We start from the raw sequence: 12,957 nt of genomic DNA, 5'->3' as shown, positions 1-12,957 counted from the left end.
AACTTGATCCGGCCATTTTTCGAATTCGATTCCGCTTCAGCGGACAGTTCGTCAGATCGCAAGGTTCAGGCAGGCCGGTGGAGGCAGAATCGTTTCGGTTTTGATTTTTTGAGTGCCGCTTCCTGAAAAGGCGCGGCTGAGAAGGCAGAAGGGGACGGGCTTGACTGTAGCAAGGTCGCGCTTTGCGAAAGGGGGGAGCCGTGCCGTTGTGGCAGCGCTGTTCTCCGTTCTGCTGGCGTCCTGCACGTCAACCACCGACCCAAGCCTCGAACTCGGCTCTCCCGGCTTCAACGCACCCGGAACCGCACCGGCTCAGGCAGCCGAGGCCGCCACGGGTGGTTCGAGCCTGCAGACCAGTTCCGTTACCACCTCTCAGCAGACAGACGCCGGCAGCCCGGCCGTGACGACAGTCATGGAAGAAGGCGACACGGCATTGCCTGCCGAAGTCGCCTATCTGCCGGCCGCCAAGCCCGTCACCGAAAATCCCGCGCTGCAATCGCAAGCCGCGGTGAATGCAGAAGCATCGACGCAAACCGCAGCTGCCGCCGCCCCTGCTGAACCCGCGCCGGCATCTGCGCCCGCCGAGCCTGTTGAACAGGCAAAAGTGGTTCAGGCTCCCGTATCGACGGGACGCAACGGCGAAGGTCCCGTAGCGGCAAAACCGGCGCAAGTGGCAAGTGCCGCCACTGAAATGAACAATCCGGTCTATGTGACCGCCGGCGAAGCTCCTCAGGCCGAACAGGCCGCGACGAAGAAAAAAGGCTTCCTTGCCTCATTCTTCGGTGCATCGTCCGCTTCCGCGACATCCAAACCCGTCATTGCGCAGCCGAAACAGTCACCTACTGCAGCCAAGGAAGCGGCAGCTGCGGCCGTTCCGGCACCGGTAGCGGAAGAAAAAGCCAAGCCGATCATTCAGCTGGCTTCCGCTGATTCCGCTGCAAAGCCGCTTGCGCTCGCCTCGCTCAGCGGCGGAAATTCTGCCTCCGACAGCAGCGAAAACGCCCTGCCCGGCGTGCGCCAGACCGCCCTTTTCGAAATCAAGCGCAAATCAGGCATCGACGACGACAGCGATGTCGATCTGCACGAGGAAGACGACGAGCCGATCCAGGTAGCGTCTGCCGCCGGTTTGGCGCGCCTTGCCCCCAATGGCCTTCTCAAGCAGACTGAGAACGTCGATGTTGCCTGCCTGAAGCCTTCGCTGGTCCGTGTCCTGAAGGTGGTCGAACAGCACTACGGCAAGAAGATGATCGTCACCTCGGGCTACCGCAGCCCGAGCCGCAACCGCCAGGCGCGCGGCGCCAAGAATTCGCTGCATATGTATTGCGCGGCCGCCGACATTCAGATCCCCGGCGTCGGCAAGTGGGAACTGGCCAATTACGTCCGCTCGATGCCCGGTCGCGGTGGCGTCGGCACCTATTGCCACACGGAATCGGTGCATATCGACGTCGGTCCGGAGCGCGATTGGAACTGGCGTTGCCGCCGCCGCAGGTGAGATAAAAAAAGTTTGTAAAACGGGCTTTTGACGGGTTGCCCATAGCAAACAAGCTGACTATAACCCGCTTCGTCTTCCGCGCCCATCGTCTAGCGGTTAGGACACCGCCCTTTCACGGCGGTAACAGGGGTTCGATTCCCCTTGGGCGTACCACCTTCTTTTCCTTGGACAATTCGAGCATTTGTTCACCGGCTGGCTCGGCATGGGAAAGACGTTTGCCTTGCAAATCGCGTCAGTCTGGATTCGGGCATCGAACCATTGCGCTCGCGCAACCGTTGGTAACCTTCTGGCAAACATAAATTAGTTCGCGGTTGCAAATCAAAGCCGTTTGCGCAAGACTTCAATTCCTCAGATGTACGTGGGTCTCATTGAAGCCGCAAATGGCGTGAGGCAGTTCATCCGGCCTGGGTTCTTGGCACGCGAGATGTTTCGCGCTTTGCAGGGGCTCAACATGTGGATTGCACTCACCGATTTTGACGGCAAGCAGATCTTTTTCAACACCACCCATCTGGTTTCCATGAAAGAACATGGTCCGGGCACGATCATCACTCATGTCGTCGGCCAGACGGTCGTCAGCGAAAGCCCCGAAACCATTCGAAAGGTTCTCGGTCTCACGCAGACAACGGCGATGACAAACCCGCTGCACCGCTACGGTGTGGAAGGACGAGCCTGACGACGCACGAATCAGGCTGCATCATCGCTTTATCCAACTGCTCGCGCAGCGTTACACCGTCTCGGCGCGCAGCCAGGATATGAGGCTCTCGGTATCGTCGGCCTGCACCGCGGACGCCACCCGGCGGCCCACCGAAGCGCCGAACTTGTAGCCGTGACCTGAACATGCCGAGACCACGAGGCATTTGCCGAGCGAGCGCGCCAGAAAGCGTTCGTCGGCGGTGAAGGTATAGGCGCACGTCACCACCTCCTTCACCGCATATTCTTCTATGCGCGTCATCGGCGGCGAGAACAGGTTGCGTATAGCCTCCCCCTCACCCTTCACCGGCTGCCTGTTCCAGTTGGCGTCGCTGGTCTTGACCTTGTGCAGGCCCGAACCGAATTTCAGCCCCGCTCCGCCCGAAGGCGGAATGATGTAGCCGTCGGTCTTGCCGCCGACATCCAGAATCACCGGCGCTGCCTCCCAGGCGGCCTTCAGGTCAGCCGGAGGATCGAGATAGACGACCGCGGTGCGATAGGTGGTGAGTTCGAAGCCGAGTTCCGGGAACAGTTTTAGAACCCAGGCGCCTGCGGTGACGATGACGCGGTCGCCCTGCATCGTCTCGCCCGTTTCGAGCGTGACCGTTCCGGCTTCCTGATCGATTTCGACGACCTTGCTGTTCTCATAGACATTCGCGCCATTCGCCTTCAGCCAGTGAACGAGACCGGCGGCGATCTTGCGGCAATGAAGCGCTCCGCCTTCCGGGGAAAAGAAGGCGTAGTTGAAGCTGCCCGCTTCAAGGAAAGGCCAGCGGACAACGGCATCCGCAGGCTCGACCATTTCGAACGGATAGCCACCGGCCTCCAGCCCTTCGCGATAGTCGTCGGCCTCATCCCCCGGCTCGCGCGAGACGCACATGAAGCCGCGCGGATCGTAATGCGTTTCGCCGATATCCGCCCAAAGTTCGTCCCAGGCCTCATAGGCTTCGGTTATCAGCCGCCCGTAACCGGTCGACGCACCATAAGCGCGGCGGATGATGCGGTGATGATCGCCCGAGGCAGCAAGCGGGTTGGGAATCGCCCCTTGCTCGACAATGGTGACCTGGTGTCCCGCCTTGGTGAGCGCCCATGCGGTGGAAAGGCCGGCGATGCCCGCGCCAACGACGATGATGTTCATTCTTTTTCCTGCCCGATTGTGACACCTATCTTGGCATCAAGCTCATGCGGCGCGCAATCGGAGGAATTTTATGGACATCGTCGCGGTCACCATCGACTGCTCGCGGATTACGGACGAGGCAAGCTTTCACGCCGCCTTCGCGGAGGCGTTCGGATTTCCATCCTGGTATGGGAACAATATGGATGCCTGGATCGATTGCATGAGTTCATTGGACGATCCAGATGCGGGCATGACGTCGATTTCCGTGCCACCGGACGGCGCAATTCTCGTCAAGCTGGACAAGGCCGGCGGCATGAAGGCGCGGGCAACGCGACAATTCGACGACGTTGTCGAATGCGCCGCGCTGGTGAACTGGCGTCGCGTCCAAATGGGCGCTAGACCGCTACTCTTTCTTGCCTTCGACGACAAAGACATATGATGATTGCACAACCTTCCTATTTGAGTTTCGACCCTGCCACCCGCCGCTTGCGGCTCGACCCGCACGAGCAGCGTTTTGTCCAGAATCCCTACGAAGCCTACGCCTGGTTGCATGGCACATCGAACGCGTTCTTCTGGGAGGAGTTCGGCTTCTGGTGCTTTGGCGGTTATGACGACGTCAGCCGGCTGCTACGCGACCGGCGTTTCGGCCGCCAAAATCCGGCCGGCATTCCCGACAGCCGCGGGACCGATCGGGACCGCACCCATCTCAGGGCTTTCGACGCGATCGAGGCCAATTCCATGCTCGAGCTCGAACCGCCGGCTCACACGCGGCTGCGGACGCTGGTCAACCGTGCCTTTGTCTCGCGGCAGGTCGAGCGGCTGCGCCCGCGCGTCGAAGCGCTGGCCAACGAGCTGGTCGACCGCTTCGAACCGGCAAGCGAAGTGGATTTGCTGCCGGCTTTCGCAGCCCCCTTGCCCATCACCATCATAGCCGAAATGCTCGGCGTGCCGGTGGAAATGGGACCGCAACTGCTCGACTGGTCGCACGACATGGTGGCGATGTACATGCATGGCCGCACGCGAGAGACCGAGGAAAAGGCCAACGCATCGTCGCGCGCGTTCTCCGATTTCCTGCGCAGTTACGTGGCCGAGCGCCGCAAGAATCCTGGCGAAGATCTGCTCAGCCTGCTGATCTCGGCGCAGGAAGACGGCCAGAAACTGTCGGAAGACGAACTGGTTTCCTCGGCGATCCTGCTGCTCAACGCCGGCCACGAGGCGACAGTCCACCAGACCGGCAATGCCGTGCGCACCATACTCGCGCAGGGCGGCGATCCACGCCGGTTCTTTGGCACAGCGGAAGCGACCGCCGCAGCGGTGGAAGAATGCCTGCGCTTCGACGCGCCCCTGCACATGTTCACGCGCTATGCCTATGGCGAGATCGAGCTCAGCGACGGCGTGACGGTCAAGCCCGGCGAACAAGTCGGACTGTTGCTCGGCATGGCCAATCATGATCCCGCATCATTCACCGAACCGGAGAAATTCATGCCGGGCCGCGGCGACCAGAAAAACGTCTCCTTCGGCGCCGGCATCCATTTCTGCATCGGCGCCCCGCTGGCCCGGCTGGAACTGCAGAGTTCGCTCAAGGTGGTGTTCGACAGGCTGCCAGGTCTGGCGCTCGCTGAAGGGCCGCTCTTCCGCGACACTTATCATTTTCACGGATTGGAAGCGTTGCGGGTGCGGTTCTGACGTACGGTCGTGTGGGCGACTACCGGATAATCGCCCACATCGAAGACAGCACCGTGCGCATTCTGATTGTCCGCGTCGGCAATCGCAGGGATGTGTATAGCCGGTAAGAAGGCGCGACACCTACACCTTGATCACATAATCCTTGCGTGTCGTCTCAAGCACTTCCCAGCTTCCCCTAAAGCCGGGCCGCAGAACAAAACGGTCGCCCGCCTTGACCGTACGCGCCTCGCCGCCATCTTCGGTGATAACCGAGACGCCGGAGAGGATGTGGCAGAACTCCCACTCGTCATATTCGATGCGCCATTTGCCGGGCGTCGATTCCCATATGCCGGCATAGAGGCCGCCTTCGACCTCCTCGGCATTCCATGTGCGGAATTTGGGATCGCCGGACATGACACGCCCCTCGGCGGGCGCGCCTTCCTCCGGCTCGATGCCGGTCGTGTCGATCGTCAGGAATTTTTGACTTCCCATCGAGGTCCTCAAATCGTTGGTCGAAATCTATCGGTGCGTCCTTCGAGGCTCGCTTCACACCTCAGAACGAGGGTGGCAGGCGCGAGCCTTTCAAATTCTGAAACGTGGCTAACCTTGAGCCGCGATAAAATCGACTATTTTCATTCATCGCCGCAGCACAACCTCCCTCATCCTGAGGTGCGAGCGAAGCGAGCCTCGAAGGACGCACCAATAGCCCCGGCAAATCAAGCGTTCGCCAGGCCCTGTTCGAGATCGGCGATGATATCGGCGACATCCTCGATGCCGACCGAAAGCCGCACCACATCAGGCCCCGCACCGGCAGCGATCTTCTGCTCGTCGGAAAGCTGGCGGTGCGTCGTCGAGGCGGGATGGATAACCAGCGATTTCGTGTCGCCGATATTGGCGAGATGCGAGAACAGCTCCAGCCCCTCGACCAGTTTCACGCCCGCCGCATAACCACCCTTGAGGCCGAAGGTGAAGACCGAACCGGCGCCGAGTGGCGAATATTTCTGCTGCAGCTTGTGGTTCTTGTCGTTCGGCAAGCCGGGATAGGACACCCACGCAATCTTGTCGTGTTTCGACAGCCATTCGGCGACCTTGAGCGCATTGTCGGAATGACGCTGCATGCGCAGCGGCAGCGTTTCCAGCCCAGTCAGAATCAGGAATGCGTTGAAGGGCGAGATCGAAGGCCCGAAATCGCGCAGGCCGAGCACGCGCGCTGCGATGGCGAAGGCGAAGTTGCCGAAGGTTTCGTGCAGCACCACGCCGCCATATTCGGGGCGCGGCTCCGACAGCATCGGATAGTTGCCGGATTTCGACCAGTCGAAGGTGCCGCCATCGACAATCGCGCCGCCCATGGAATTGCCATGGCCGCCGATGAATTTCGTCAGCGAATGCACCACGATGTCGGCGCCATGCTCGATCGGCCGCAGCAGATAAGGGCTTGCCATGGTGTTGTCGACGATCAGCGGCAGGCCGTGCTTGCGGGCAATGTTGCCGATTGCCTCTATGTCGACGAATTCGCCGCCCGGATTGGCCAGGCTCTCGATGAAGATGCCGCGCGTTTTGTCGTCGATCTGGCTTTCGAAGGTCGAGATGTTGTCCGTGTCGGCCCAGCGCACTTCCCAGCCGAAATTCTTGAAGGCGTGGCCGAACTGGTTGATCGAACCGCCGTAAAGCTTTCTCGCAGCGATGAAATTCTCGCCCGGGCGCAGGATGGTGTGGAACACCAACAATTGCGCGGCGTGGCCGGATGCGGTCGCAAGCGCCGCCGTTCCGCCCTCGAGGGCAGCCACACGCTCCTCCAACACGGCCTGCGTCGGGTTCATGATGCGGGTGTAGATGTTGCCGAACGCCTTCAGGCCGAACAGCGAGGCGGCATGATCGACATCGTCGAAGACATAGGCCGTCGTCTGGTAGATCGGCGTGGCGCGCGCGCCCGTCGCTGGGTCGGGCTTGGCGCCGGCATGAACGGCTAGCGTGTTGAAACCGGGAATCCGCTGGGACATTTTTTCCTCCGAAAAGCTCTTCTGAAAATTCGTTGCTATTCTTGGCGGAGCACTGCCGCGAATGCAAAGAACAAAATACTTCAACGGCATATGCGATGAGCCGCAAAGGCACGAAAAAGCGCCCGGCACGGAATGATTTTGCGAAAACTACTTCTGGCGAACGCCGAAGCTCTGGAATCCGGCGCGCATGATCGGCTTTTTCGAGGACAGAACGCCCGAATTGACGCCATTCCAGCCGATCTCGCCGGCAAGGCGGGCGTATTCGATTTTCGGGCAGCGGTTCATCACCACCTTGAGGCCGGCAGCCTCGGCGCGCGCCGCTGCTTCGTCATTGCGCACGGTCAGTTGCATCCAGATCACCTTGGGCAGCGGATCGAGCGCCAGCGCCTCGTCGACGATTGCCGGCACGGCATTGGAAGCCCGAAAGATATCGACCATGTCGATCGCGCCCGGAATGTCCGTGAGCTTCGCATAGGTCATCTGGCCAAGGATCTCCTTGCCCGCCTGCCCCGGATTGACCGGGAACACGGTGAACCCCTTGGCGATGAGATATTTCATGACGAAATAGCTCGGCCGCACGTCGTTTGCAGATGCGCCGACGACGGCGATCGTCTTCACCGAATTCAGAATGCCGGAGATGTAGGAATTGTCGTAGGAATCGTGGTTCATGATGCCTGCTTGTTTGAGCGGAAGGATGCAGCCGTCAAGGCGCCTACTCGCCCGTCCATTTCGGGTCACGCTTTGCGATGAAGGCGCCGATGCCTTCCTCGGCGTCGCGGGCCAGCATGTTTTCGACCATCACGCGCGAGGCGTATTCGTAGGCGTCTGACAGGCCCATCTCGGCCTGTTGATAAAAAGCTTCCTTGCCGATCTTCAGCGTCAAAGGCGATTTCGAAGCAATGGTTTGAGCGTATTTGTTCACGATTTGATTCAGGTATTCGCGCGGCACGACGCGATTGACCAGGCCGAATTCGCGTGCTGTCGTCGCGTCGATCGTCTCGCCGGTCAGCAACATTTCCATCGCCTGCTTGCGCGATACATTGCGCGACAGCGCCACCATCGGGGTCGAGCAGAACAGACCGATATTGACGCCGGGCGTGCAGAATGTCGCCTCGTTCGAGGCAATGGCAAGATCGCAGCTCGCGACAAGCTGGCAGCCGGCAGCCGTTGCCAGCCCATCAACCTCGGCAATCACCGGTTTGGGATGGCGCACGATCGACTGCATCAGTTGCGCGCAGGCGCCCATGCTGCGTTCGAAGAAGGCCCTGCCCCGGTCGGCATCCGCGCGGTGCAGTGTCATTTCCTTGAGGTCGTGACCGGCGCAGAACAACTTGCCGCTTGCTGCCAGGATGATTACGCGCACCGCCTTGTCGTCGCGGGCGCGGTCGAATTCGGCTTGAAGTGCTGCCATCGTCGCGATCGACAGCGCATTGGCCGGCGGATTGGACAGCGTCAGGCGCAGCACGCCTTCCTTCAGCACCGAGGTTACCGGCCCTTCCGGCGCAGGTTTTATGGCGACGATCTCAGCCAATATTCATCTCCTTCGTCTCGCCCAAAGAACTAACACGCTGCCGGTTGAAGAACAGGGGGCAAACGTGTTTTCTGGCGACGCTTTCGGGCAGATATAAGCAGCCGGACCCACCGCCGGTAGAACCAGACCCCGCGACAGGAGCAGATCAGATGCCGGCCCAGCAGAAACTCGAACCGAAGATGACGGCCGGCGAAATCAACGATCTGCTGAAATCCGTCTACCCGCAGCTGAACGGCGATCTTACGGCTTTCGAGGCGGTCGAGGTGTTTCCCGGCGGCTGCACGGTGAGGCTGAATGCCGACGAACGCCACCTGCGCCCCGGCGGCACGGTGTCCGGGCCATCGCTGTTTACGCTGGCCGATATCGGCGGCTATGTCTGCGTGCTTTCCCATGCCGGACCCGACGCGCTGTCGGTGACCACCAATCTCAACATCAACTTCATGCGCAAGGCCGAAGCCGGTCCGATAGACGGCCATTGCCGCATACTGAAGCTCGGAAAAAGCCTGATGGTCTACGACATAGATATCGTCGCCGGACCGGACGGGCACACGGTCGCGCATGCCACCGGCACCTATTCGATACCGCCGAAGCGCTGAAATTTGTGTGGTAAAATAATACCTTATACCTAGCGCATTGTTTTTATTGAATTTACTCAGAAAGCGGCTGTTTTTCGTCACTTGACCTTCGGGATGCCCGCAGCCTATAAGCCGACATCGAAACAGCGGCCACATCGGCCGTCGTTTTGTTTTTGAAGCGGCGCGCAGGCGGCGTTTCAATCCAAGCAACAAGAAACGCCTTCTCCGGAAGGTCCGAACCGAAAGCATATGACCATGACAACCTTTTCGCAGAAGCCTGCGGACGTGGTGAAGAAGTGGGTGCTGATCGACGCCGAGGGTCTCGTCGTTGGTCGTCTCGCCTCTATCGTCGCCAACATCCTCCGCGGCAAGAACAAGCCCACCTTCACCCCCCATGTCGACGATGGCGACAATGTCATCATCATCAACGCCGACAAGGTCGCATTCACCGGCAAGAAGTTCACCGACAAGGTGTACTACTGGCACACCGGCCATCCCGGCGGCATCAAGGAGCGCACCGCGCGCCAGCTGCTCGAAGGCCGTTTCCCGGAACGCGTCCTTGAAAAGGCCGTCGAACGCATGATCCCGCGCGGTCCGCTTGGTCGCCGCCAGATGAAGAATCTGCGCGTCTATGCCGGCGCCGAACATCCGCATGTCGCCCAGCAGCCTGTGACGCTCGACGTCGGCGCGCTGAACGCCAAGAACAAGAAGGCTTCGTAATCATGGCTGAGCTCAACTCGCTCGCAGAACTCGGCACCGCTGCCGTTACCGCACAGCCGGCTGCCCCGGTCTATGTCCAGAAGCTGGACAAGCAGGGCCGCGCCTATGCCACCGGCAAGCGCAAGGACGCGATCGCTCGCGTCTGGGTCAAGCCGGGTTCCGGCAAGATCGTCGTCAACGGCAAGGAATTCGCGGCTTATTTCGCCCGTCCGGTGCTGCAGATGATCCTCAACCAGCCGATCGTGGCTGCTGCCCGCGTCGGCCAGTTCGACATCATCGCGACCGTCGTCGGCGGTGGTCTTTCCGGTCAGGCCGGTGCTGTCCGTCACGGCATCTCCAAGGCGCTGACCTACTACGAGCCGGGCCTTCGCGGCGTGCTCAAGAAGGGCGGCTTCCTGACCCGCGACAGCCGTACCGTCGAGCGCAAGAAGTACGGCAAGGCCAAGGCCCGTCGTTCGTTCCAGTTCTCGAAGCGCTAATCGCTTTCGAATTTCAGGTGCTGCTTGCCAGTGCCGAACGAAAAGGCCCCGCTTGCGGGGCCTTTTTGTTTGAACACTTACCGTAAAATGGCTGGCAGCGCGGAATTGCCCGTGGGGGCTGCCGCCGGGATATTCGGCCCCTTGCCGTTCGCCGCATCTGGCATTGCTGACGAACTGTCGACGATTGGGCTCTTTTCTGCTTCGACGCCGAAACACATGGCGAACGAAGCATCGATGATCGCCAGCTTCACCGCCTGGGCGGCCATGTAATCCTGAAGAAAGCCCTGCGACACCCACATTACCGAATGGTTCTTCTGGCCATGCCATCCGAGGCTGCCGGCATCCTCGGCCTCGCGAAGCTTTCGCGCGAGGTGAGCCCGCGACAGGGTCAACCACATGCCCAGATTGGTGACCGAGGTTATATCCGTCGAAATACGCGCGGCCTTGATGTCGGCTTTTCGCATCCCGGTTATCAGCCTCTCAATGACGATGCCGCCCTCGTTGAGCCACGAGAAAAGGGAGAAGGTGTTCTTGGGTTCTCTCACGGCGCGGGACTTGAGAAGGCCATCGGAAATGAGTGGCAGAAGCCGGCGCGCGCCGTCAGGCGCAGCCTGGAATGTCGCGAGCCGGGTTTTGCCGTCGAGACTGTCGAGCGTGGTGAGCCCTATCGTCAGCCAGACGCCTATCGCGTCGACACTCAAAGCCGTCGGATGAAACGTCACCGTCCGCTTGTCTTCGATATCGGAACCATAGCTCGCGAAGCCGTAGTTCAGCATCTCCTTGACGAAGGCGCTGGCGGTATTCTTGCTGGCGACCGAATGGTAATCGATCACCTCGAAGAAGCGGGCAGTGCTTGTCCCGGTCGGGCTGCCGCCTGGATTGCTGCGAAAGTAAAGCGCAACCGCAACCATCGCCATCAGCCAGCGCTGGTGGGTCGCAAAGACTGCTGCCAGCCGCGGATGTTCTTCGGAAACCTGCAGAAATGCCCGCGACTGCCGCTGAATCACGGGAAACAGCGCGGGATGGCTGACAATTTCATCTGCATTCATAGAAGGAAATCCTCAAACCCGCCTTCTACCAGAGCGTGTTCCACGAACACTGTCCAGTTGCTTTTCCAAGATGACGGAATATTGAGAATGTTTGGCTAATATTCGACTTTCCTAAAGAGCAAAGCAAATACGATGACTTTCGCGCTGGCGCGTAAGACTATCGTGCTCGACGTCAATTCGTCAGATCATAGGGCGTGCGGTAGCCATTGGCCGTCAGCCAATCGATCGCCGCTTCGGGTTCGTCCGTCTGGATGATCGTCGCGCCCTGCTCCGCCCAGAAACCATAGGTTTCCTCCGGCAGGCTTGCGAATGTCGCCAGCTCATCGCCGCGGCCGCCGGCCAGCAGGCCGCTTTCCCTGTTCACGATCGGGTAGGTGTTGACCCAGAGGTGCCAGTCGCCCCGGGCAGCAACCGCACGGGCACGCGAACCGAACAGCGGCCCGCCATCGGCTATCATGCGTTGGCCCTGTTGGCGCCAGACAACCATTTCGACCGCATCCGCCGCAAAAGCCTTCGTGGCCGTCTCGATGAAACGCGCATCCCTGACGGCATCGTCGGCAATGATCGGCATGAAGTGAACGCCCTCGCCCACCTTCGCCATTACTGCCTTCATCTCGGCGATCTTGTCGGTGTTCCAGAGGTTCTGCTTGATCACCACCTGCCGCTCGATACCCAGATCGCGGGCGACCGCGACCATTTCCGGCAGCGCATCGACGCCTAGCTTGTTGTCGATATTGACCATGATCCGGCCTTTGGCAGCGGCAAGCATGTCGCGCAGCGTCGGCACTGTTTCGTCGGTCACTTCGCCCGTGCCTTCAACGATCAGCCGGCAGCCCTTCAGGTCGGCCAGCGCATACTTGACCAGTTCGCCCTTGCAGGTGGTGGTGCGGTCGAGCCAGCTGTCATGCAGCACGACGAGTTCACCGTCCTGCGTCTTCTGGACATCGAACTCGACCATCTCGACGCCGAGGTCTATCGAGTGGCGGATCGCGGCAATTGAATTCTCGGGACGGGTGATCTTTCCACCGGCCTTCCAGCCGGCGCGATGAGCGACGATCATGACGTGGTCACGCCACAGGTTGGCGTGCTCGAAGCGATCGATGATCTGGTCGATCCGCGCGTTCTGGGCCGACGCCGGCGTCGAGACTTGCAAGAGGAAAGCGGCCACAGCCGCACCCAGCCACATCATCCGCATGAGAATCGTTTCCTCGCCGGTTTGATGTGGCGAGGAGATAACGGCCGCGCGTGACAGCGCGGTGAACGCCGCCGGCTACATTTTCGCGACCCGCCGGACCGCAGGCACATGCCGGTGGGCGAAAAAAAAGTCGACAAACGGGAAAGATGAGCCGATGAAGGCGCTCTGCGAAACGAATCCCGTCGCTGGAAAATGAGAAAGCGCGACCAGGAGAGCGCAGAAACCCCGCCAGGAACGAGCATTTCGAACCATTCGGCGGCGGTAGCCAAAGGCCGCATTCGCGGCAAGATCAATGAAGGAGCTCCCATCGAGGAATGCCGTCTGCGTCAAGATGGTCCGCCTCCTGTCCCGGTGATAATAGAGCCGGGGCGAATTCATTTCCCCACCGAAGCCGCGCAATTTCCGCGCCGCTTCATCAGCCCGTCACAAGACAAGTTTTAGGAA

The 12,957-nt window shown here is 60.4% G+C and carries 15 protein-coding genes and 1 tRNA gene; 9 read left to right on the top strand and 7 right to left on the bottom strand.

Going from position 1 to position 12,957, the window contains the following annotated elements:
- Nucleotides 1–160 precede the first annotated feature (160 nt).
- The 3 genes from BM413_RS21265 (at nucleotide 161) to BM413_RS21255 (ending at nucleotide 2,165) form a co-directional block, all read left to right on the top strand.
- The gene (locus BM413_RS21265) at nucleotides 161–1,492 is read left to right on the top strand and encodes a YcbK family protein (RefSeq protein WP_244537951.1); all 1,332 of its coding nucleotides are present in this window, start codon (nucleotides 161–163) and stop codon (nucleotides 1,490–1,492) included.
- Nucleotides 1,493–1,570: 78 nt separating this feature from the next.
- Nucleotides 1,571–1,645: transfer RNA gene (locus tag BM413_RS21260), tRNA-Glu, on the top strand.
- Nucleotides 1,646–1,820: 175 nt separating this feature from the next.
- On the top strand, nucleotides 1,821–2,165 hold the full coding sequence (locus BM413_RS21255) for a hypothetical protein (protein WP_133304744.1): 345 nt from the start codon (nucleotides 1,821–1,823) through the stop codon (nucleotides 2,163–2,165).
- 51 nt (nucleotides 2,166–2,216) lie between these two features.
- Here the strand turns inward: BM413_RS21255 and BM413_RS21250 are convergent, their stop codons facing one another.
- Nucleotides 2,217–3,320, bottom strand: a complete 1,104-nt coding sequence (locus BM413_RS21250; protein ID WP_091916678.1) for an NAD(P)/FAD-dependent oxidoreductase — start codon at nucleotides 3,318–3,320, stop codon at nucleotides 2,217–2,219.
- Between the two features lie 70 nt (nucleotides 3,321–3,390).
- On the opposite strand from BM413_RS21250, the gene BM413_RS21245 reads away from it, so the two are divergent.
- Both BM413_RS21245 and BM413_RS21240 read left to right on the top strand, forming a co-directional pair.
- A complete protein-coding gene (locus tag BM413_RS21245) occupies nucleotides 3,391–3,738 on the top strand; it encodes a barstar family protein (RefSeq protein ID WP_091916677.1) in 348 nt (115 codons plus the stop codon).
- Nucleotides 3,735–4,985, top strand: a complete 1,251-nt coding sequence (locus BM413_RS21240) for a cytochrome P450 (protein WP_091916676.1) — start codon at nucleotides 3,735–3,737, stop codon at nucleotides 4,983–4,985. Before BM413_RS21245 ends, BM413_RS21240 begins: the two co-directional genes overlap by 4 nt.
- Nucleotides 4,986–5,105: 120 nt before the next feature.
- On the opposite strand, the gene BM413_RS21230 is transcribed toward BM413_RS21240, so the two are convergent.
- The 4 genes from BM413_RS21230 to BM413_RS21215 all read right to left on the bottom strand — a co-directional run bounded on the left by BM413_RS21230 (nucleotide 5,106) and on the right by BM413_RS21215 (nucleotide 8,495).
- The gene (locus BM413_RS21230; protein WP_091916675.1) at nucleotides 5,106–5,456 is read right to left on the bottom strand and encodes a cupin domain-containing protein; all 351 of its coding nucleotides are present in this window, start codon (nucleotides 5,454–5,456) and stop codon (nucleotides 5,106–5,108) included.
- A 224-nt stretch (nucleotides 5,457–5,680) separates the two neighbouring features.
- Nucleotides 5,681–6,964: an O-acetylhomoserine aminocarboxypropyltransferase gene (locus tag BM413_RS21225; protein ID WP_091916674.1), complete on the bottom strand. Its 1,284-nt coding sequence runs from the start codon at nucleotides 6,962–6,964 to the stop codon at nucleotides 5,681–5,683.
- A 147-nt stretch (nucleotides 6,965–7,111) separates the two neighbouring features.
- The gene (locus BM413_RS21220) at nucleotides 7,112–7,633 is read right to left on the bottom strand and encodes a CoA-binding protein (protein WP_091916673.1); all 522 of its coding nucleotides are present in this window, start codon (nucleotides 7,631–7,633) and stop codon (nucleotides 7,112–7,114) included.
- 43 nt (nucleotides 7,634–7,676) lie between these two features.
- Nucleotides 7,677–8,495, bottom strand: coding sequence for an enoyl-CoA hydratase (locus BM413_RS21215; RefSeq protein ID WP_091916672.1), 819 nt, complete (start codon nucleotides 8,493–8,495; stop codon nucleotides 7,677–7,679).
- Between the two features lie 149 nt (nucleotides 8,496–8,644).
- On the opposite strand from BM413_RS21215, the gene BM413_RS21210 reads away from it, so the two are divergent.
- The 3 genes from BM413_RS21210 (at nucleotide 8,645) to rpsI (ending at nucleotide 10,269) form a co-directional block, all read left to right on the top strand.
- Complete coding sequence (locus tag BM413_RS21210; protein WP_091916671.1) at nucleotides 8,645–9,091, top strand: PaaI family thioesterase; 447 nt, start codon at nucleotides 8,645–8,647, stop codon at nucleotides 9,089–9,091.
- A 234-nt stretch (nucleotides 9,092–9,325) separates the two neighbouring features.
- Nucleotides 9,326–9,790, top strand: a complete 465-nt coding sequence (gene rplM, locus BM413_RS21205) for a 50S ribosomal protein L13 (RefSeq protein ID WP_091916849.1) — start codon at nucleotides 9,326–9,328, stop codon at nucleotides 9,788–9,790.
- A gap of 2 nt (nucleotides 9,791–9,792) precedes the next feature.
- Complete coding sequence (gene rpsI / locus BM413_RS21200) at nucleotides 9,793–10,269, top strand: 30S ribosomal protein S9 (RefSeq protein ID WP_091916670.1); 477 nt, start codon at nucleotides 9,793–9,795, stop codon at nucleotides 10,267–10,269.
- A gap of 77 nt (nucleotides 10,270–10,346) precedes the next feature.
- Here rpsI and BM413_RS21195 read toward each other — a convergent pair whose 3' ends face one another.
- Both BM413_RS21195 and BM413_RS21190 read right to left on the bottom strand, forming a co-directional pair.
- Nucleotides 10,347–11,318 carry a hypothetical protein gene (locus tag BM413_RS21195; RefSeq protein WP_175544389.1) on the bottom strand — a complete coding sequence of 324 codons (972 nt, stop codon included), beginning with the start codon at nucleotides 11,316–11,318 and terminating at the stop codon, nucleotides 10,347–10,349.
- 172 nt (nucleotides 11,319–11,490) lie between these two features.
- Nucleotides 11,491–12,513 carry a glycerophosphodiester phosphodiesterase family protein gene (locus BM413_RS21190; RefSeq protein WP_091916669.1) on the bottom strand — a complete coding sequence of 341 codons (1,023 nt, stop codon included), beginning with the start codon at nucleotides 12,511–12,513 and terminating at the stop codon, nucleotides 11,491–11,493.
- A 192-nt stretch (nucleotides 12,514–12,705) separates the two neighbouring features.
- Here BM413_RS21190 and BM413_RS33415 point away from each other — a divergent pair, with 192 nt between their 5' ends.
- Nucleotides 12,706–12,954 (top strand): hypothetical protein, encoded by a 249-nt coding sequence (locus tag BM413_RS33415; RefSeq protein WP_139238626.1) that lies wholly within the window; start codon nucleotides 12,706–12,708, stop codon nucleotides 12,952–12,954.
- Nucleotides 12,955–12,957 lie beyond the last annotated feature (3 nt).

Source organism: Mesorhizobium sp. YR577 (genome assembly GCF_900116595.1).
Lineage (GTDB): Bacteria > Pseudomonadota > Alphaproteobacteria > Rhizobiales > Rhizobiaceae > Mesorhizobium_M.
Note: the sequence above shows the minus strand (reverse complement) of the source record. Positions and strands in the feature narration are given on the sequence as shown.